Annotated in this window: 17 protein-coding genes and 1 pseudogene; 9 read left to right on the top strand and 9 right to left on the bottom strand. The window is 66.0% G+C overall.

The window, feature by feature from the left end; genetic code table 11:
- Positions 1-142: 142 nt before the first annotated feature.
- From R0145_RS05445 to R0145_RS05410, 8 genes and pseudogenes are all read left to right on the top strand, one after another.
- Positions 143-574, top strand: coding sequence for a hypothetical protein (locus R0145_RS05445; protein WP_013601296.1), 432 nt, complete (start codon positions 143-145; stop codon positions 572-574).
- A 59-nt stretch (positions 575-633) separates the two neighbouring features.
- Complete coding sequence (locus tag R0145_RS05440) at positions 634-1,098, top strand: hypothetical protein (protein ID WP_013601295.1); 465 nt, start codon at positions 634-636, stop codon at positions 1,096-1,098.
- Positions 1,095-2,105 (top strand): MAB_1171c family putative transporter, encoded by a 1,011-nt coding sequence (locus R0145_RS05435; protein ID WP_026926277.1) that lies wholly within the window; start codon positions 1,095-1,097, stop codon positions 2,103-2,105. The genes R0145_RS05440 and R0145_RS05435 overlap by 4 nt, the downstream gene beginning before the upstream one ends.
- 98 nt (positions 2,106-2,203) lie before the next feature.
- Positions 2,204-3,238, top strand: a complete 1,035-nt coding sequence (locus R0145_RS05430; RefSeq protein WP_206079889.1) for an alpha/beta hydrolase — start codon at positions 2,204-2,206, stop codon at positions 3,236-3,238.
- A gap of 135 nt (positions 3,239-3,373) precedes the next feature.
- Positions 3,374-3,550 (top strand): annotated as a pseudogene (locus tag R0145_RS05425) (helix-turn-helix domain-containing protein); the annotation flags it as partial.
- 80 nt (positions 3,551-3,630) lie between these two features.
- On the top strand, positions 3,631-4,275 hold the full coding sequence (locus R0145_RS05420) for an N-6 DNA methylase (protein WP_026926279.1): 645 nt from the start codon (positions 3,631-3,633) through the stop codon (positions 4,273-4,275).
- Positions 4,276-4,316: 41 nt separating this feature from the next.
- Positions 4,317-5,939 (top strand): Eco57I restriction-modification methylase domain-containing protein, encoded by a 1,623-nt coding sequence (locus tag R0145_RS05415; protein WP_246227216.1) that lies wholly within the window; start codon positions 4,317-4,319, stop codon positions 5,937-5,939.
- Positions 5,936-8,506 carry a DEAD/DEAH box helicase family protein gene (locus tag R0145_RS05410; RefSeq protein WP_026926281.1) on the top strand — a complete coding sequence of 857 codons (2,571 nt, stop codon included), beginning with the start codon at positions 5,936-5,938 and terminating at the stop codon, positions 8,504-8,506. Before R0145_RS05415 ends, R0145_RS05410 begins: the two co-directional genes overlap by 4 nt.
- A gap of 289 nt (positions 8,507-8,795) precedes the next feature.
- On the opposite strand, the gene R0145_RS05405 is transcribed toward R0145_RS05410, so the two are convergent.
- A complete protein-coding gene (locus R0145_RS05405; RefSeq protein WP_026926282.1) occupies positions 8,796-9,185 on the bottom strand; it encodes a heavy metal-responsive transcriptional regulator in 390 nt (129 codons plus the stop codon).
- A 95-nt stretch (positions 9,186-9,280) separates the two neighbouring features.
- Here R0145_RS05405 and merA point away from each other — a divergent pair, with 95 nt between their 5' ends.
- Positions 9,281-10,660, top strand: a complete 1,380-nt coding sequence (merA, locus tag R0145_RS05400) for a mercury(II) reductase (protein ID WP_026926283.1) — start codon at positions 9,281-9,283, stop codon at positions 10,658-10,660.
- A 222-nt stretch (positions 10,661-10,882) separates the two neighbouring features.
- On the opposite strand, the gene R0145_RS05395 is transcribed toward merA, so the two are convergent.
- The 8 genes from R0145_RS05395 to R0145_RS05360 form a co-directional block, all read right to left on the bottom strand.
- Entirely contained in the window at positions 10,883-11,485 is a 603-nt protein-coding gene (locus R0145_RS05395) for a cadmium resistance transporter (protein WP_026926284.1), read from the bottom strand.
- Between the two features lie 76 nt (positions 11,486-11,561).
- On the bottom strand, positions 11,562-12,131 hold the full coding sequence (locus R0145_RS05390; RefSeq protein ID WP_077684801.1) for a signal peptidase II: 570 nt from the start codon (positions 12,129-12,131) through the stop codon (positions 11,562-11,564).
- A complete protein-coding gene (locus tag R0145_RS05385) occupies positions 12,128-14,032 on the bottom strand; it encodes a heavy metal translocating P-type ATPase (RefSeq protein WP_145952683.1) in 1,905 nt (634 codons plus the stop codon). The genes R0145_RS05390 and R0145_RS05385 overlap by 4 nt, the downstream gene beginning before the upstream one ends.
- A complete protein-coding gene (gene cmtR, locus R0145_RS05380; protein ID WP_026926287.1) occupies positions 14,029-14,388 on the bottom strand; it encodes a Cd(II)/Pb(II)-sensing metalloregulatory transcriptional regulator CmtR in 360 nt (119 codons plus the stop codon). The genes R0145_RS05385 and cmtR overlap by 4 nt, the downstream gene beginning before the upstream one ends.
- A gap of 455 nt (positions 14,389-14,843) precedes the next feature.
- On the bottom strand, positions 14,844-15,773 hold the full coding sequence (locus R0145_RS05375; RefSeq protein ID WP_073186140.1) for a DUF2637 domain-containing protein: 930 nt from the start codon (positions 15,771-15,773) through the stop codon (positions 14,844-14,846).
- On the bottom strand, positions 15,773-16,699 hold the full coding sequence (locus R0145_RS05370) for a bifunctional DNA primase/polymerase (protein ID WP_077684799.1): 927 nt from the start codon (positions 16,697-16,699) through the stop codon (positions 15,773-15,775). Before R0145_RS05370 ends, R0145_RS05375 begins: the two co-directional genes overlap by 1 nt.
- On the bottom strand, positions 16,699-17,775 hold the full coding sequence (locus tag R0145_RS05365) for an ArdC-like ssDNA-binding domain-containing protein (RefSeq protein WP_077687484.1): 1,077 nt from the start codon (positions 17,773-17,775) through the stop codon (positions 16,699-16,701). The genes R0145_RS05370 and R0145_RS05365 overlap by 1 nt, the downstream gene beginning before the upstream one ends.
- 219 nt (positions 17,776-17,994) lie before the next feature.
- Positions 17,995-18,918 carry a helix-turn-helix domain-containing protein gene (locus R0145_RS05360; RefSeq protein WP_077684798.1) on the bottom strand — a complete coding sequence of 308 codons (924 nt, stop codon included), beginning with the start codon at positions 18,916-18,918 and terminating at the stop codon, positions 17,995-17,997.
- Positions 18,919-18,923: the final 5 nt, after the last annotated feature.

Here is an 18,923-nt window from a genome sequence, read left to right as displayed (position 1 = left end):
AGTCCTGTTCTAACACTGACCGTTGAGCATGCGCAAGCCTTGATTTGTGCATGCTCAACGAGTACGGTTGAGCATGCACAACCACCTTCTGGGTGGACTACATCGATGCCTTGCCCGTTGCGAAGGGAAGGGGGTCACCGTCATGACCGAAGACGAGAGCCAGGCTGCGGCCGAAGACCTCGCCAAACGTCTGCGGCTCCTGATGGATGTCGCCGTCGCCGAGTCCGGCACGGAGCCGACCTACTCGCAGATCGCCGGCTACCTCCAAGAACGAGGCACCAACCTGTCGCGGTCGCGCTGGACGTACATGGTCAACGGCCACCGCTACGTCCAAGACCCCGCCGTCTTCGAAGGGCTCGCGGAGTTCTTCGACGTGGACGCCGCGTTCCTGCTCGGCGAGGACGGTGCTGCCACTCCCGAGAAGGTCTCTGCGCAGCTCGACCTGGTTCGGTCCATGCGTGCCGCGAAGGTGAAGTCCTACGCTGCCCGCACCCTCGGCGATATCTCGCCGAAAGCACTCCACGCCATCACCAAGTTCCTGGACGAGGAAATGACACACATGCCCGAGCACTGACCGGTACCGCACGATGGAGCCGCCACCGGTCCCTGCTCCCTACAGAGAAGGGGCGAACCGTGAAGATCGAACAGACCGTATCGGCGGCCGTCGCGGGCCTTGAGCTCGGCAATACCTTCGCCCTTGACGATCTCCTCCACACCGTCCAAGACCGGCGGCACCGTAGGCTCCGCGTCGTCGAACTCGCAGACCTCGACACCCACGACGGCCTCTGCGCGCTCTGGCTCTCCACCGATGCCGAAGACGTCGTGCTTCACGCCCGCAGCGACTCCGCGCTGCATCGCCAGCAGTTCGTGCTCCACGAGCTCGCCCACATGATCCTTGGCCACGGCGAAGGCGACGGCTGTGCAGTCGGGGAGGTACTGCTGCCCAACATCCCGCCGTACACCAGAGGTCGCCTGCTCAGGCGGCAAGACCTCGACAGCGAAACCGAGATCGCCGCCGAGTCCCTCGCCGACCGGCTCGCCGCCGGCATCCGAGGGTCGGTGTTCGCAGAGTCCAGATACTCGGAGATATTCGGATGATCCAGACGCTCGTCGCAACGCTCATGTGGGCGCTCGTGGCGAGCCTGCTCATCTTCCGACGCAAACGCACCGACCGAAGCATCACCTACGCCGCCCTCACCATCGCCATCGCGATGACGCTCAACGTGGATGCCGCCTACAGCGCCGTCGATCGACTGCTCGGTGGCACCAACCTCGCCACCCTGATCGCGGACGCGCTCCTGATGACCGGGCTGTTCTTCCTCGGCCGCGGCGTCATGAAGACCGGCGAGTACCGGCCCAGGCTCGTCCGAGCCGCCGTCAGCATCCCCGTCCTGCTCGTCGCGCTGCTCGCGATCACCGCATCGTTCCTGCTCATCGACCGCGGCACCACTACCACACGATTTATGATCGACCTCGGCGCACAGCCAGCGGCGGCGGTCTACTCGATCATCAACTTCACCTACTGCCTCGTCATTGTCGTGGCGATGCTCGTCCTCGCCATAAGGCAGTACCGGCACAACACCGGCATCCAGCACCTCCCCGCGGCACTGTTGAGCCTGGGGTCGGCGTTCGGCGTCGCGCTCTGCCTCGCCGTGATCGTCATGGACGTTGCCCACGCCACGGGCCACCTCGACCTCATGCACACTATCCAGTCCGCCTACGATCCGCTCTCCGTCCTGACCTTCGTGTTCCTCTGTGCCGGGTTCGCGATCCAGCCTGCCGTCCGTCGCGCTCAGCACCGCGCCCGGCAGAGGCAGACCGTCGCCCTCACAGCGCAGCTGGAGTCGCTTTGGCACCAGGCGACGCGCGCACGGCCCGGGCTGAGCCAGGCCGACCCCCTCGCCGCCAGTAGCGAAGACCCCGAAGGGCACCTCCACCGAGTGATCGTCGAAATCCGCGACGCGATGATCGACCCTCGCATCACCTTCGACATCAGCACCGACGACCGCGACCTGCTCGAACGCGCCGAGAGCCACCTCGTCGGAAGCGACAGTGCCCTCGCGACGACCTCGCCCGTTCCCTACGTCGAGGAGCGGGAGTCGTGATAGGCCGCATCGCTCTCGGCGCTGGGGCCGCGGCGGCAGCGGTTGCCGGGGTCGGGTGGGCCATCGCGCGGCGGCTCACCGCACCCGTCGGCCCACGAATGTTCGACCTCACCGTTCGAGGCGTCGAGTACACCGACGACGGCGACCTGATCGTGCTCGACCGCACCGACCAGGCCGCCGCGCCAGGCATCTACAATCTCTGGTTCGAGCACGGCGGCTGGGCGCAGCTCGCCACAGATAGCGTCGATCGAGGACCCACCCGCGTCGCTCGCAGGATCACGGGCACCACATCGGGTTTCACTCCGAAGACCGGCGATTGCGCCTCCTGGAGCGGCATCTACTACGCCACCCCAGCCGACGCCGGACTCCACACACGCGACATCACCATCACGACCCCCGCAGGACCATGCCCGGCCTGGCGCATCGACGGCGACCTCGCGACCTGGGCCATCCACATCCACGGCCTCGGCAGCACCCGCGCCGGCACCCTCCGCGGCGTCCTCGCCGCAACCGAACTCGGCTACACCTCCCTCGTCGTCAGCTACCGCAACACAGCAGAAGGGCCGCGAGTTGGCACCGGCCGGACGACCTTCGGCTACGCAGAGACGAGCGACGTTGACGAGGCCATCGGGTACGCCGTCCGACGAGGAGCCGAACAGGTCGTGATCTTCGGCTGGTCGATGGGTGCCGCTGTCGCTCTCCAGCTCGCCGACCACCCGCGACATCCGGGACTGATCGCCGCGCTCGTACTCGACTCCCCAGTCCTCAACTGGACCGAAGTCATCAAGTCCAACTGCGCCCGCAGCGGATGGCCTGCAGCAGCCGGGCACCTCGCGATCCCGTGGCTCACCCTCGACCCACTGGCACGCACAGTCGGCCTGCCAGGACGCATCCCACTTCCCACCTTCGACTGGACATCCCGAGCCGTAGAGCTCAACACGCCGACCCTGATCCTCCACGGCACCCGAGACGACTCCGTGCCGATCCGGCTCTCACAAGCACTCCGAGACGCTCGCCCGGACCTCGTTGAGCTTGAGACCTTCGATGCCGGCCACACCCTCTGCTGGAACAGCGATCTGGACCGCTGGCGGAACACGGTGACCGCCTGGCTCAAGGTGCGCATCCCACGCTGATCGGCAGAACGCAGCGGCCACTCTCGAAACCCGTCTCGTTCGGCCACGCCCGGAGAAACCCAACTCAAGCCGTACCTCAGCCGGTATCATCGTGGGTGTTGGCCTGCCTGGGCCATTGAGCGAGGGAGGACCAACGTGGCTGAGCCGTGGCTGTCCGCAGACGACATCGCCGCCCACCTCGGGGTCACCAAAGACACCGTCTACACCTGGATCGCCGAGAAGGCCATGCCCGCCCACAAGGTCGGACGCCTCTGGAAGTTCCAAGCCAGCGAGATAGACGACTGGGTGCGCGCGGGTGCGGCGGCCAGTGACCAAGAGCTCCACGTAGCCCATCCCGGTGTCGGTGGACGCTCCTACGCTCATGACAACGACGAGCACCGGGAGGGGGGAAGATGAACCTGAAAGACGCCCAGCGCTTGGTGAAGTCCAAGCAACGCGTTGCGGACCACGGCGAGGTGTTCACGCCGGCGTGGATGGTCGAGGACATGCTCGACCTCGTTAAGCACGAGTCTGAGCGGATCGACTCCCGCGTACTCGAACCCGCCTGCGGCTCGGGCAACTTCCTCATCCCCGTCCTGGCTCGCAAGCTCGCCACGGTCGAGCTTCGGCACGGCAAGAGCGAGTTCGAGAAGCGCCACTACGCATTGTTCGCGCTCATGTGCACCTACGGTATCGAACTTCTCGCAGACAACGCCGAAGAGTGCCGTCACAATCTCGCCGAGGTGTTCAACACGTTCTTGGGTATCGGCAACGATGACCAGTGGGCACGAGCGGCCCGCGCGGTTCTCACCGTGAACATCGTCCAGGGCGATGCCTTGACCATGACCGTGCCAAGCGGCCAGCCGATCACCTTTCCTGAGTGGGGCTACCTCGGCAAAGGCAAGTTCCAGAGGCGCGACTTTCGCTACGACGACCTCACTCAGCGCGCCTCGTACGAGGGAACCCTATTCGGCGAGCTCGATGACGAGGACCTGTTCGTCCCCGCGCAGACTTACCCGACGATGACCGTCATTCAGATCGCCGAGGCCGCCGCGTGACCCTTGCACCTTTGACTCTCCGAGGGCACAACCCGGATGTCTTGACCTGCATCGCGAACCTCTCCAACGATGAGGTCTTCACCCCGCCGGAGTTCGCGAACCAGATGCTCGACACGCTTGCCGCCGCGTGGGCAGACGCCAACGACGGCGCCGACATCTGGGCCAACCCCGATGTCACGTTCCTCGATCCGTTCACCAAGTCTGGTGTGTTCCTCCGCGAGATCGTGCGCCGACTCACCGACGGCCTGATCCTGACGATCCCCGACCTCACCGAACGCGTCGATCACATCCTCACCCACCAAGTGTTCGGCATCGGGATCACCCAGCTCACGGCGCTGCTCGCGCGCCGGAGCGTCTACTGCTCGAAGTTCGCCAACGGCCCGCACTCGATCGCTAGGTCATTCACGACCGAGGACGGCAACATCTGGTTCGAGCGCACCGAGCACACCTGGGGCGGCGGGAAGCGGGAGTTCCGTGCTGATCCACTGACCAGCGAGGAAGTCGCCGTCTATACCAACCGCAAGTGCATCTACTGCGGCGCAGGCGAGGATGACTACGCCCGTGGTGACGACCTTGAGACTCACGCCTACGCCTTCATCCACACCGACGACATCAAAGCCCGCATCGCGGAGCTGTTCGGAGACACCATGCAGTTCGACGTCATCATCGGCAACCCGCCCTACCAGCTCAGCGACGGCGGTCATGGGACCAGCGCCGCCCCGATCTATCAACTCTTCGTAGAGCAGGCCAAGAAACTCGACCCGCGTTTCTTGTCCATGATCGTTCCCTCGCGTTGGTTTGCGGGAGGAAAAGGCCTCGATGAGTTCAGGGAGTCAATGCTGACCGACAGCCGCGTGCGGGCAATCAACGATTACCTGAGCGCTTCGGACGTGTTCCCAGGCGTCGGACTAAAGGGCGGGGTGTGCTACTTCCTCTGGGATCGCGACCACCCCGGACTCTGCGAGGTCACCACCCACTTCAAGGATTGGCCGACGACCACGGCCACTCGCTCTTTGCTCGAACCAGGCGCGGATGTCTTCATCCGGTTCAACGAGGCTCTGTCAATCTTGCGCAAGGTGATTGCCGTCGAGACCGGGCAGGAGCACTCGCTGGCACTGCCGGAGAGCAAGCGCTTCGAAAGGCTGGTCAGCTCCCGTAAGCCCTTTGGATTTGAGACCACGTTCAAGGGCAGAGCGTCAAAGGCGCCTGGCGACGTGCTCATCTACCAGAACGGTGGGACTGGGTATGTGGACCGAGCATCGATCCCTTCGGGCGCTCACCTCATCGATGGCTGGAAGGTTTACGTTGGCCGCGCCGCGCCCGGCACGGGAAATAAGGACACCTATCCCCATCGGATCATCAGCACTCCCTTCCTTGGCGAGAGCGGGAGCATCTCCTCCGAGACGTACCTCTGCATCGGAACCTTCGATACACGAGGAGAGGCGGAGAGCGCGCTGTCGTACCTCCGCTGCCGTCTGACGCGCTTTCTCATCCTCCTTCACAAGCCCTCGCAAGACACCACGCGGAAGGTCTATGCCTTCGTTCCGACCCAGGATTGGACGCGAGACTGGAACGATCATGATCTTTACGAGAAGTACGGACTCTCGGAAGACGAGATCGACTTCGTCGAGCGGATCGTTCGCCCGATGGAGGCGGACGAGTGAAGCGGGAGATTGACGAACTCCTCCCCAAGAAGCCCGAGGCGCGACTGCGAATCTACGCATGGTCGCCGAACGATCCACCAGTCGGCTACGCGGGGCTTCTCAAGGTGGGCCAGACGACGAAGGCGGATGTGAACGCGCGCATCCGCGAGTCTCAGGGGCAGATGCAGCAGGCATACACGCTGCACGTTGATGAGCTCGCCGAACGAGGCGACGGGACGGTGTTTCGCGACTCAGATGTGCGCCAACGGCTGATCGACAAGGGCTTCGAGAACCCGATCTTCGGCTCAGCGCGAGAGTGGATGTGGTGCACCCCAGACGATGTGCGCACGGCGATCACTGAGCTTCGCACAGGCGTGAAGCTCAGTGGAACCCATCATGAGAAGTTTCCGATGCGCCCGGAGCAAGCCAGCGCCGTGGACAAGGCCGAGGGCTACTACAAGTCCATCTGGGCCGAGGACTCTCACGCGGTGCCACGGTTCCTGTGGAACGCCAAGATGCGCTTCGGGAAGACCTTCGCCTCCTACCAACTCGCGAAGCGGCTCGGCGCCAAACGCATCCTCGTGGTCACCTTCAAGCCCGCAGTGGAGGACGCCTGGCAGACCGACCTGGAGTCTCACGCCGACTTCGACGGCTGGCAGTACCTCTCCTCGGCCACCGGGGGCAGCCCAGATGAGGCGGACAAGACTCGGCCACTGGTCTACTTCGGATCGTTCCAGGACCTGCTCGGGCGAGATCGGAAGACCGGCCTCATCAAGGCGAAGAACGAGTGGGTCCACACCACCAACTGGGACCTCGTCATCTTCGATGAATACCACTTCGGTGCGTGGCGAGAGTCCGCCAAGGAGCTGTTCGAGGGCGAGGACGAGAAAGTCAAGCAGAAGGAACTGGCCGCGGAGTACAACGACGGCCTCGTGGCCTTCGACGAGGAGCTTGACGAACTCGGCAACGACGAGGACGACTTCCTGCCGATCACCACCCGCGCCTACCTGTACCTGTCGGGCACGCCATTCAAGGCGCTGGCAACCGGTGAGTTCATCGAGGAGCAAATCTTCAACTGGACCTACACCGATGAGCAGCGCGCCAAGGCCGAGTACGCCGTCGCGCAACCGGACGCCTGGAACCCGTACGGGTCGCTCCCGGAGATGCGTCTGTTCACGTACCAGATGCCTGACGAGTTGATTGCCGTTGCGAATCAGGGAGAGTTCGACGAGTTCGACCTCAACGAGTTCTTCGAGGCAAAGGGCATCGGTAAGGACGCCGAGTTCACCCACAAGACCGACGTGCAGAAGTGGCTCGATCTCGTCCGCGGCGCTCACCTTCCCACCCAGGTCGACGCGATGCGGATGGGCACCCGCCCGCCATTCCCGTACTCCGATGTCCGACTCCTGCCGTACCTTCAGCACTCGTTCTGGTTCCTGCCCAACGTTGCTGCCTGCGAGGCAATGTCGAACCTGCTCGCGGAGAAGCAGAACGTGTTCTGGCACGACTACAAGGTCCTCGTCGTCGCGGGTCCCGGCGCGGGCATCGGGCTGGATGCTCTCCCGCCAGTGCGGGCGGCGATCGGCGACGGCCACGACACCAAGACGATCACCCTGTCGTGCGGCAAGCTCACCACGGGCGTCACCGTCAAGCAGTGGTCCTCGATCCTGATGTTGCGCAACCTCAACTCACCCGAGACCTACTTTCAGGCAGCGTTCCGCGTACAGTCACCGTGGTCGATCAAGAATCCCGACGGAGACAACCCGAGCGCCGAAGCAGTCCTCAAGCCGGTGTGCTTCGTGTTCGACTTCGCGCCCACTCGCGCGCTGCGTCAGATCGCCGACTACGGCGCCGGTCTCTCGCCGGAGACGCCGAACCCTGAGCAAGCCGTCGAGGAGCTCGTGAAGTTCCTGCCCGTGTTGGCGTACGACGGGTCGAATATGACCCAGGTCGATGCCGGCGGCATCCTCGACATCGCCATGTCGGGCACCTCCGCGACCCTCCTGGCCCGCAAGTGGGAGTCCGCAATCCTCGTCAACGTCGACAACGACACCCTGCGCAAGATCATGAACAACCCCGACGCCCTCAACGCCGTCATGAACATCGAAGGCTTCCGCGCGCTCGGCAGCGACATTTTCGAGACCGTCGTGAACAAGAGCGACGCCGTGAAGAAGGCGAAGAAGGAGAAGGGCGACGACATTACTCCGGCGGAGAAGAAGGAGTTGACGGAGGAGGAGAAGGAGTACAAGTCCAAGCGGACGCAGATTCAGGAGAAGCTGGTCAAGTTCGCCACCCGCGTCCCTGCGTTCATGTACCTGACCGACTTCCGTGAGAACACTCTTACCGACGTCATCACCAAGCTCGAACCCGGCTTGTTCCGCACCGTCACCGGACTGACCGTCGAGGACTTCCACCTCCTCGTGAATCTCGGCGTCTTTAACGCCACCCATATGAACCAGGCCGTCTTCGCCTTCCGCCGCTACGAGGACTCCTCCTTGTCCTACACCGGCATCGAGTCCCACAAGGGCCTGCGCCGCTACGGCCTCTACGACACCGTCGTCGCCGTCAACGACGAGACCGCAGTCTGACCACCCGTCAGCCCGAATCGAGAGAGCCGCATGTACTTCTAGACCCGGCGCAGCATCGAGGAGATGCTCACCGCCATCCGCAAGCGCGAGTATCTGATGCCAGCTATCCATCGTGAATTTGTCTGAGGCACGGATACCCTGTCGGCTCCTTCCTGCTCTGGAACTTCAAGCCCGAGACCGCGCAGTCGTACACGTTCTACGAGTTCCTGACGAACTACCGCGAGCGCGACAACCTTACGCGGACAAGACAACGGTTCCCTCCGGGCAGCAAGACCCTTCAGCCGATTGGTCAGAGGTACCGGCAGATCGACTCGGGTGTGCAGGCCTCCGGCGGCGTCTGTGCTGCGTTCGCGCGGAGCTCGGCGACGCTGGTACGGAGCAGGCGGAGCTGCTCGAGCTGCTCGTCGATCTCGACCAGTCGCCGGTCGAGGAGGTCTCGAACATGACCGCACGGCGACCCGCCCGCGTCACGTACTTCGAGGATCTCGGCGGTTTGCGCGAGGGTGAGCCCTGCTGCGCGGGCCCGGTCGATGAATTCGAGCCGCTGCACCGCCTCGTCGCCGTAGTTGCGGTACCCGGCCGGGGTGCGCTCCGGCGGTTGGAGCAGCCCGCGCTCCTCGTAGTACCGCAGCGTGGACGCCCTCGTCTTCGCCTTCCCCGCGAGTTCTCCGATCCGCATCGTCACCTCGGCCACCGACTTGACCTTCAAGCATACTTTAAGGTCCATTCTTTCAGGAGTGGCCGCATGAGTGGCCGGTTCGAACTGGAGGAGGCATCGTGACATGGCACACGGAGGTTGATCTCGTGGTGATCGGGACGGGCGGGGCGGCGATGTCCGCAGCGATCCACGCGCGCCTCGAGGGGGCCAGCGTGGTCGCCATCGAATCGGGAACCCTCGGCGGTACCTGCGTGAACGTGGGTTGTGTGCCGTCCAAGACGCTTCTCGCGGCCGCGCACACCCGGCACTCCGCCCTCACGAACCGGTTCTCAGGCGTCCCCAGCTCTGCTGGGATGGTCGATCTCAGCGCGCTCATCGAGCAGAAGGATGATCTGGTTGGGATGCTCCGCCAGACCAAGTACGCCGACATCGCCGCTGCCTACGGGTTTGACATCCTCCCGGGCACTGCAACGTTCACAGACGCGGGAACCCTGCTCGTGGATGGACGACCGGTGCGCGCGAAGTCGTATCTCGTCGCCACCGGCGCCGAGCCGCACGTGCCGGCAATCCCTGGGCTTGAGCAGGTTGATTACCTCACGTCGACCACAGCGATGGAACTGACGGAACTGCCCGCGTCGCTCGTGGTGATCGGCGGTGGCTTCGTCGGCCTGGAACAGGCGCAGCTGTTCGCCCGGCTCGGAGTAGAGGTCACCGTCATCGGTCGGCTCGCCCCGCACGCCGAACCGGAACTGTCATCCGAGCTCCGCAAGGCCTTCCTGGCCGAGGGGATCAGCGTCATCGGCGACCGCGCAGCCACGATCACCCAGCACGAGGGCCTGGTCCAGGTGACGACCCGCAACGGGAAGGACGCGACCGGTGAACGTGTCCTCGTTGCCACCGGTCGCACCCCGCGCACCGAAGGGCTCAACCTTCCTGCTGCGGGTATCGCGACCGACGAGCGCGGCTTCGTCATCGTAGACGAGCAGCAGCGGACCACGAACCCGGCTGTGTTCGCCGCCGGTGACGTCACTGACGTGCCCCAGTACGTGTACGTCGCCGCGAGGACTGGGAAGATCGCCGCGCACAACGCCCTGGGTCACGACGAGCGAGTCGACTACACCGGGTTGCCGTCTGTGCTGTTCACCTCACCCCAACTGGCCTCCGCCGGGATCACCGAAGCCAGCGCCATCGCCGCCGGATACCGGTGCGCCTGCCGATTCCTACGACTTTCCGACGTGCCCAGGGCCATCGCCAACCACGACACACGCGGCGGCATCAAGGTCGTCGCCGACGCCGACACCGGCAAAGTCCTCGGTATCCACGCCCTCGCCGACACCGCTGGGGAGATGATGCTCGCCGCAACCTACGCCATCACCGCCGGATTCACCGTCACCCAACTCGCCGACACCTGGGCCCCCTACCTCACCATGGCCGAAGGCATCCGCCTCACCGCGAACCTCTTCCGCAACGAACTCCCCACCTCCTGCTGCGCCTGACACAAGAGCCGGGCCCAGCGATGTGGTGATCCAAGTGATATCCGCGACGCCTTCAACACCGGCACCGACCGCGTGATCGACGCCTACGCGGTCAGCGTGGGCTCAGTTGAGGCAGCGGCGCCGAGCACGTCGTCTGGGCCGCTCACACGCGCAGCGCACCGGGACACTCAGCCGCCAGGTAGCAACCACAGCACGCTGCCATCTACGCAGTCGGCTACGAGTTCAGAGGCCGAAGGCACCACCACTGACGAGGATGAAGATGCCCAGGCCGATGAGCACGATCGGGAACAGGATGTGTTCCCAGCGTTCCAGGAGTTCGGCGATCGGTCGGCGGGTGGCGACGAACTTGCCCAGGCCGACGAGGGCGGCGACCAGGGCGAGGAACACGATGCAGTACGCCACCACGGCCGCTGGGCCCACGCTGAGGAAGACCGGGACGTAGACGCCGATGTTGTCCCCGCCGTTGGCGAAGGTCACCCCGGCCACCGTCCACACCCCAACCTTCTTGCCCTCGACCTTTGCCTCATCGTCATCGTCGGCACCGCGGTTGCGCCAGGCTTGCCACGCAGCCCAAAGTCCCAACCCCAGCGGAATGAGTCCGAAGTAGGGGATGACCTCTGGCGGCAGGAACGCTCCCGCCCCGAGCGTCACCAGCACGGAAGCGCCCAGGATGCCAGCGAACCCGAGGTACTGTCCGACCAGGATTCGGGCGGTGGTCCCGCGCTGGCCCGCGCCTCGGGCGAAGAACAGTGAGAGCACGATGATGTCATCGATGTTCGTGGCGATGAATAGGCCGATCGCCTGCAGGACGGAGGACAGGATCATGCGCCCACCGCCGCGTTACAGCCGCCTGGCGACCCAGCGGTTCCGGCAGCCGCGTGCCGTTGATACTCTGCGACCATCATTGTCCGTTCCTGGTGTGGTGTGGGCCTCGGAGGTAAAGCAGGACGCCCAGGGCGACGCCGAAACCGAGGATGACGTCGGCAAGGTTGCCGATGAACAGGTTGCCGTAGGCGAGGAAGTCGGTGACGTGACCGCGGCCAAACTCGGGAGGGGCGAACAGCCGGTCCAGCAGGTTGCCGACCGCGCCTCCCCACACCAGGCCGATCGCGACCGCCCACCCGACGGTGCGGGCGCGGGTTGCGGCGACGAGTAGAGCGACAGAGGCCGCCGCGGCGATGACGGTGAGCAGCCAGGTTGCGCCGGCTCCGAGGGACATCACGGTGCCGGGGTTGAACGCGAGCTGCAAGCCGAGCCAGTCTCCCAAGAGCGGAATACGGTCATCCTCGCTGAGCTGAGCGAGGGCGAGTGCCTTGCTGCCTTGATCGATCAGCACCGCGCCAGCGGCGACGGCGCACGCGAGCAGGAACCAGCGGAGCCGGACGCGCGCCGCCGCCGGGCCGGCAGAACTCGCTTCCACGGCATCCGCTTTTCCCGGGGAGGGAGCGGAGCCGTCAAGGGGATCGGTCATGCCTTCGTGCGCCGCGCCGCGCGGAGCCCGTTGAGGATGACGACGACTTCAGCGACCTCGTGTACAAGCACGACCGCGGCGAGCCCGAGGACTCCGGTAATCGCCAGCGGCAGCAGCACCACGATGATCGCGATCGACAACACGACGTTCTGGTTGATTATGTTGCGGCCGCGGCGGGCGTGGGCGAGGGCCTGTGGGATGAGGCGCAGGTCGTGGCCGGTGAACGCGACGTCGGCCGACTCGATCGCAGCATCGGCGCCCTTGGCTCCCATCGCGATCCCCACATCCGCGGCCGCCAGCGCGGGAGCGTCGTTGATGCCGTCCCCGATCATGGCAGTGGGCTGAGACTTCGACAACTCCGCGACGGCGGTGGCCTTGTCCTCGGGGCGCAGCTCGGCGCGCACGTCCATGATGCCGGCCTGGCCGGCCAGCGCTGCGGCGGTGCGGGCGTTGTCGCCGGTGAGCATCGTCACCCCGATCCCGCGGCGGTTCAGCGTGGCGATGACCTCGGGAACCTCTGGGCGCAGTTCGTCACGCACCCCGATCGCGCCAGCCGGCCGGTCGCCGCGGTGGACGATGACGACGGTCATCCCCTCGGATTCCATCACCTGCACCTGGTCGGCCAGCGTGCCGGCGTCCAGCCAGCGGGGGCTACCGACGGCGAGACGGGCACTACCGAGCGTGCCGGTGATGCCGCGCCCGGCGGTCTCGGTGACGTCGTGCGCGGTCGGGGCGTCGGGGACGGCCTTCGTGATCGCGGCGGCCAGCGGGTGCGTGCTGTGACCTTCCAGGCTCGCCGCCCACGCCAGCACCTCATTCTCGGTCGCGCCGGTGGTGACGACGCGGGTCACCGTGGGCTCGTTGCGGGTCAGCGTGCCGGTCTTGTCGACGGCGACGTGGCGGATGCCGCCGAACCGCTCGAACGCGGCCCCGGACTTCACGACCACACCGAACTTCGACGCCGCGCCGATCGCGGAAACAACGGTGACCGGGACGGCGATCGCCAGCGCGCACGGCGAGGCTGCGACCAGCACCACCAGAGCGCGGGTGATCCACAGCTCAGGGTCGCCGCTCAACAGCGACCCAAGCACGCCGACCAGCACGGCGAGGATCATCACGCCGGGCACCAGCGGGCGGGCGATCCGGTCGGCCAGGCGGGCACGGTCGCCCTTCTCGGCCTGCGCCTGCTCGACCAGCTCCACGATGGTGGTGAGCGAGTTGTCGGTGCCGGCGGCGGTGGCCTCGACCTCGAGCACGCCGGTGGTGTTGATCGACCCGGCCGAGACGTCGGTGCCCGGTTCGACCTCGACCGGGATCGATTCACCCGTGATCGCGGACGTGTCCAGGCTGCTCCGCCCGGCCCGCACGGTGCCGTCGGTGGCGATCCGTTCGCCCGGCCGGACCACCAGGACATCCCCGACGCGCAGCTCCTTCGCCTCGACCTCGGCGGTGGCGTCGCCGCGCTTGACGAGTGCGGTTTCGGGCACGAGCTTCAACAGCGCCCGCAACCCTGCGCGGGCGCGGTCCATCGCCTTGTCCTCCAGCGCCTCCGCGATGGAGTACAGGAATGCCAGCGCGGCGGCCTCCTCGACGTAGCCGAGGATCACCGCGCCGGTCGCGCTGATCGTCATCAGCAGCCCGATGCCGAGCTTGCCCTTGGTGAACAGCTTGCGCAGCGCGCCCGGCACGAACGTGTACGCGCCCAGCAGCAGGCCGATCCAGAACAGCACCAGGCCCGCGGTCTCCGCGCCGGTCCACTCGCACACCAGGCCGGCGGCGAACGCGACGCCGGAGGCGATCGGGATCAGAACGCTCGGGCTCCGATACCACGGCCGGTCATCGTCATCATCGTGGTCGTCGAGGTCGACATGCTCGACCTGCGAACCCGTGACCGCGCTCACGCCCGCACCTCCCCCGCCTGGCAACCCTCGACCCCGCAGTCCGGGTCCATGCACGGCACGCTCTCGTCGACCGCGAGCGTGACATCCACCAGCGCCGTCAGCGCGCGGGCCAGGTGCGGGTCTGCCACCTCGTAGCGGGTCTGTCGGCCCTCGGGCTCGGCCACCACGATCCCGCACCCGCGCAGGCATGTCAGATGGTTCGACACGTTCGAGCGCGACAACCCCAGCTCGCGGGACAGCACCGCCGGGTAGCTCGGCCCGGCCAGCAGGGTCAGCAGAATGCGGGAGCGGGTCGGGTCGGCCATAGCTCGGCCGAGCCGGTTCATCACGTCGAGTCGATCGGAAATAGTCAGCATACGATGACTATACACTGTACGACGTACAGTCGGCGCCAGGTGTCCTCATGAGCGGCGAGTCAGTTGACAGCTCCCTACCAGCGAGCGTGGCGAAGTGCTCGAAGATCCGTCGTGGAGAATATGTCCCGTTCCTCCGTGCCGGCGTCCCGCTCGATTAAGGTCGACGACTACTTGGCCGCCGCATGCCTGCTGCCGAACCTTCAGTTGCTGAGTGGGGCCGCCAACATCGAGAAGCAGGATGGACTGCCTGCGGAGTGGATGGACACCGCCTTCCCGAGCGAAGGACAAGCGAGCTACGTACCTTGCCGAGGACGACCTCGACGGCCTTCCGCTCGACTTGGCCGACTTCACCTCGTTCTTCGAGCAGCGCAAGCAGCGAGTCCGGGTCCGCCTGCTCGCCGCTCTGGGAACGACACCGGGAGCACCGGAGGACGCCGCTCTCTCGTAGCCCACGTTCACGCGGCGAGCAGTGACAGCGCGGACACAGCCTGGAGGGGTAGCAATCCGTTGCCGAGGGCGGTGATCTGTTGATTCTGCGTCAGGCCGCCGCTATCGGTGACCCATCCAGTCGGCAGGCCCATGAGCCATTCGACGAATGCCGGTGCTGGGCGGGGGCCGTCGGCGTCGTCAGGGGAGGGCTGGCGCTGACGCGTCTCCTCCCGCTCGCCGGCGGCGTCATCATTGGTGTCGGGAAGGTGCGCGGCGGCGAACCATCTCCCCACAGTTGCCGGATGCACCTGCACCTCGCGGGCAATCCGCTTGTTCGACCAGCCCGCGGCCCGCAACGCCGCAGCACGAGCCCGGCGATCAGAACGACCAGGGGTTTCATCCGAGGCTAAGGACAACTCCCGCTCATCGGCCAGAGGTTCAGAGGCAACGGACAACAACGACTTTGAGTGGACAACACCCTGCGGTCCGGCATACACCTCGGACAGCATCTCCGGGATCTCGGACAACACCTCAGGCTGCCCCGGCAACTCCTGTGGGAAGGTGCGGGTGAGGATCACGGTGAGATGGGTGATCGCCAGCAGCACCACCGGCGGTACCGCGGCCACCGAGGCAGCCAGCAGGCCGGGCACATCGGCGTCCGCAGCGACCACAGCGTGGATCGCATTCGCCGTCACCGACACCAGCGCCCCGCCGACCAGCAGCGACCAGGGATACCAGGCTGAGCGTTGCCCAGCCAGCGCCACCACCGCGACCGTCGCCACCACGATGATCCCATCAACGATCAACGGCCACGCCCACGCCTGTCCCCGGTCGACCCCGGAACGCGCCGCCAGATCGGCGAGCGCGGTAAAGCTCAGCCAGAACGCACCCAACGCGATGAACACCGTCCCCACCACTGCGGTGCGCCCCGCCCACTGCCTACCGGTCGTCTTCATCACAGCCTCCGCCCACCCATGCCTGGGTTCGGGGCGTTGGCTCGCTCGAACCAGGCGCCGCCACCGAGGCCGGGGCCACCGGCTTCGGGCGCGGGGTGCGCGATCCGGTAGGCGGAGCGCACCGTGGTGGCGATCTCGCGTTCGCCCAGCCCGGCCTGGCTGGCGGCTGCGCTGAGGACATCGAGCGCATCCGAGGCAGAGACATCACTCTCGGCCAAGCGGCACGCGGCCCAGAACAGCCCCCGGTTCCGCTCACCCTCACCACGCCCAGCGACCCAGAACGCCAGCCGGTTCATATCCGCCAACCGCACCAACCCACGACCCTGCCGCACGACCGGTCCCGGACGTGGATCGAGGAAGTCCCGCAGCCGACGCGAGTCCAGCGCAGCGGCAGGCTGGTCGCCGACATTGACGACCTCGTAGCGGATCGGGACACCGCCGACGATGCGAACCGAGGGCGACACGATGATGTACCCGCCATCACCCCGGAAGTCCACCCCCGCACGAGCGGCCTGCCATGACCGCTGCTCGACCCCCGCCGTCGCAGCGAAGTAGGCGTGCAGGCCACCCGTCGGGGTCTCCACCAGCAGACCCCAGCCATCGACGAGCCCGGCTCGCTCGGCGCGGGCGAACGCTTGCCGCCCATCAACCGGGCCATGCACGTCCACATCCACCACGACCATCCCCGACACCACGCCAGTCGGGACACCCAGGTTCGCCTCCGGAGTCCGCGACCACCACGCCTCGACCCGGCCGATGTCGGTGGTGGCATCGTGGAACCCCCGCGTCGTGAGCGGACGCTTCCCACTCGGCTGGCAGGGGAACACCGGCACCCCCACCTGCGCGAGATGCCGGGCCGACGCCGCCAGCGTCGAAGCACCACTGGCACGCAACAACGCCCTGGTGAAGTCGGCACGCGCGGGCATCACAACCCCCGACCCGCCACCACCGGCACCCTCGCCGCCGGCCGATGCTCCGACGGCGGCGGCACATGCAGCGCCTTCGGCTCCGCAGTGGGAACATCACGCGCAAGACCAGGCGGCGTGCCATCGGCGACCTGGAACGTGTCCAGCTGGTCGAGGATGCCCAGCGCCGTCCTCCGCACCCGCTCACCGGTCGCCTTGACGACCTCCACAGGTTCAGCGTCCTTGACCGACGACGCCCACCCCGCCACATACGGAATCGTGTAACCACTGGTATCCAACCCGTGCGCAGCACCGACCATCAACGCCACGCTCTCGGCCTCCACCTCACGAACACCCCGATGCTGGCGAGCGTCCTCATCCTTGGGGTCGTGCATCAGCACATGCGCCAGCTCGTGCGCCAACGTGGCGATCTGATTGACCTCCGTCACATCGGTACGCACCGATACCTGCCGAGCGACGTAGTCGGTCAGGCCGTCCGCGCCGCCGATCCGCCCGTCATCCGGGACACGCAGCACCTCGAACCCCAACGCTTCGACCTGCATGGCCAGGCCATCCCACAGTCCCTGCGGGGCTTCGCCGTCCAGCAGCTTCGGTGCGAGTGGCTCAGGGATCGGATCGCCCTCGGTCTGCGTCACGTCCCACACATAGGCGGGCCGAGCGCCCACCATCTTCGTGCGCACTACCTCGTTGACCTTGTGCTTCTCGCGCGGACCCAAACGACGCCACGACGACGGATCACCAGGATTCGACGAGGCGAACCGGCCGGTCACCGGAGCGAAGATCATGTAACCCGGCTGGCCCTTCTGCACCTGCTGGCCAAGCTGCTGCCACTGCCGATACCCAGCCACATACGACGGCACCGGCCCGGGCACCCGGCCAGCCTCGAACGCAGCCTCGTGCTGAACCCAGATCAGCAGCGCGTTGTTGAACGAGCGCGATCGGAACCGGGCCGCGAACGCCAACGCGCGGGCCCAGTCCCGCCCGGAGACCAGCGTCTCCACCGCGCCAGTCAGCTTCTCGTGCAGCTCATCGAGCTTCGCGTCCCGCTTGGCTCGTACTTCCTCCGTCGCAGTCATCCTGGACCTTCCCTCCGCCGAGATCACCCGATCGTCGGTGACCGTGAGGTACGCCAGGAACATCAAGAAGCACGGCGGGCCAGGGGTGCGACCAAGACCGCCAGGCGACAACACGAACCTGACGAGTCCCTACCGGACTACATCACCGACCGGCTATGAGAGGCCCAGGGAAGACAGACGTCCCGAAATCGGGCACTGAACACGACGAGATCGGGTACATCAGTTGCGCCCACACGACCCTTGGCGTCGTCGGTAGGCACCCGGCGTCAGTCCGACGTACTGACGGAACAGTTCCGTGCCGTGACTTCGGCTGCGCCATCCGACCCGCCACATTGCCTCGGTGACAGTGAGGTCCGTCTCGCGCAGGTACCTTGCCAAGCGTTCGGCTCGCACCATCGTTAGGAACGCGAGCGGTGTCTTGCCAAAGGCGTCGACGAACACCCTGCCTAGCTGAGCAGGCGACAGGTGTACTTCCATGGCCAAAGCGGCGAGAGTCCATCGCCGCTCGGGTGATGTCCGCAACAGCTCAGCAACTCTGCGGGCCTCCTCCCTGATGGGAGCGAACCGTCGTTCCCTCGGCAAGGTTGGCCGGACATGACTCGGCCGGGCGGCTGATATCCGCACCGGGGACGCCTTGATGAACGGGGCAATGACGTGTGCTATGGAAAACCACAGGGCCTGCATCCGGAAGAAGTAGCGAGCAACGGGCCGCTCGGCGCTCAGCGCGACCATCTCGTCGAGCCAAGTTGTGAGTGTCTCGGCCTGCCTTTCACCGAGGCTGAGAACCTGCGCTGGCTCGGCGTAGATGGTCGCCGCGAAGTCCTGAGCATCAAGCCGATCCCGCACGAGCCCAGCGTGCTGCCAGTAGACCTGATCGATCACATAGTCCGTATCCGCATGGATCGTGGTCAAGGTGATGTGGCCCTCAGGCTCGCTTCCGCACAGGACGTTTGCTGCAAGGAGGACCACATCCCCCGTCTTCACAAGCCTTTGCCCCAACTCGCCAACGAGGAGTGCGCTACCACTACGGATCACGATGACTCTGACACAATCGAGAGCCGCGGGGCCGATGGGGCGAGAGCCGGCGTACGTGCATGCCCAAACCGGCCAGTAGTCGCTGCCGACCCGCAGTGGCTCAGACATGTAGG

This window comes from Raineyella sp. W15-4 (genome assembly GCF_033170155.1).
In the GTDB taxonomy this organism is placed as follows: domain Bacteria; phylum Actinomycetota; class Actinomycetes; order Propionibacteriales; family Propionibacteriaceae; genus Raineyella.
The sequence above is the reverse complement of the archived record's forward strand: the minus strand, read 5'-3'. Positions and strand labels throughout refer to the sequence as shown.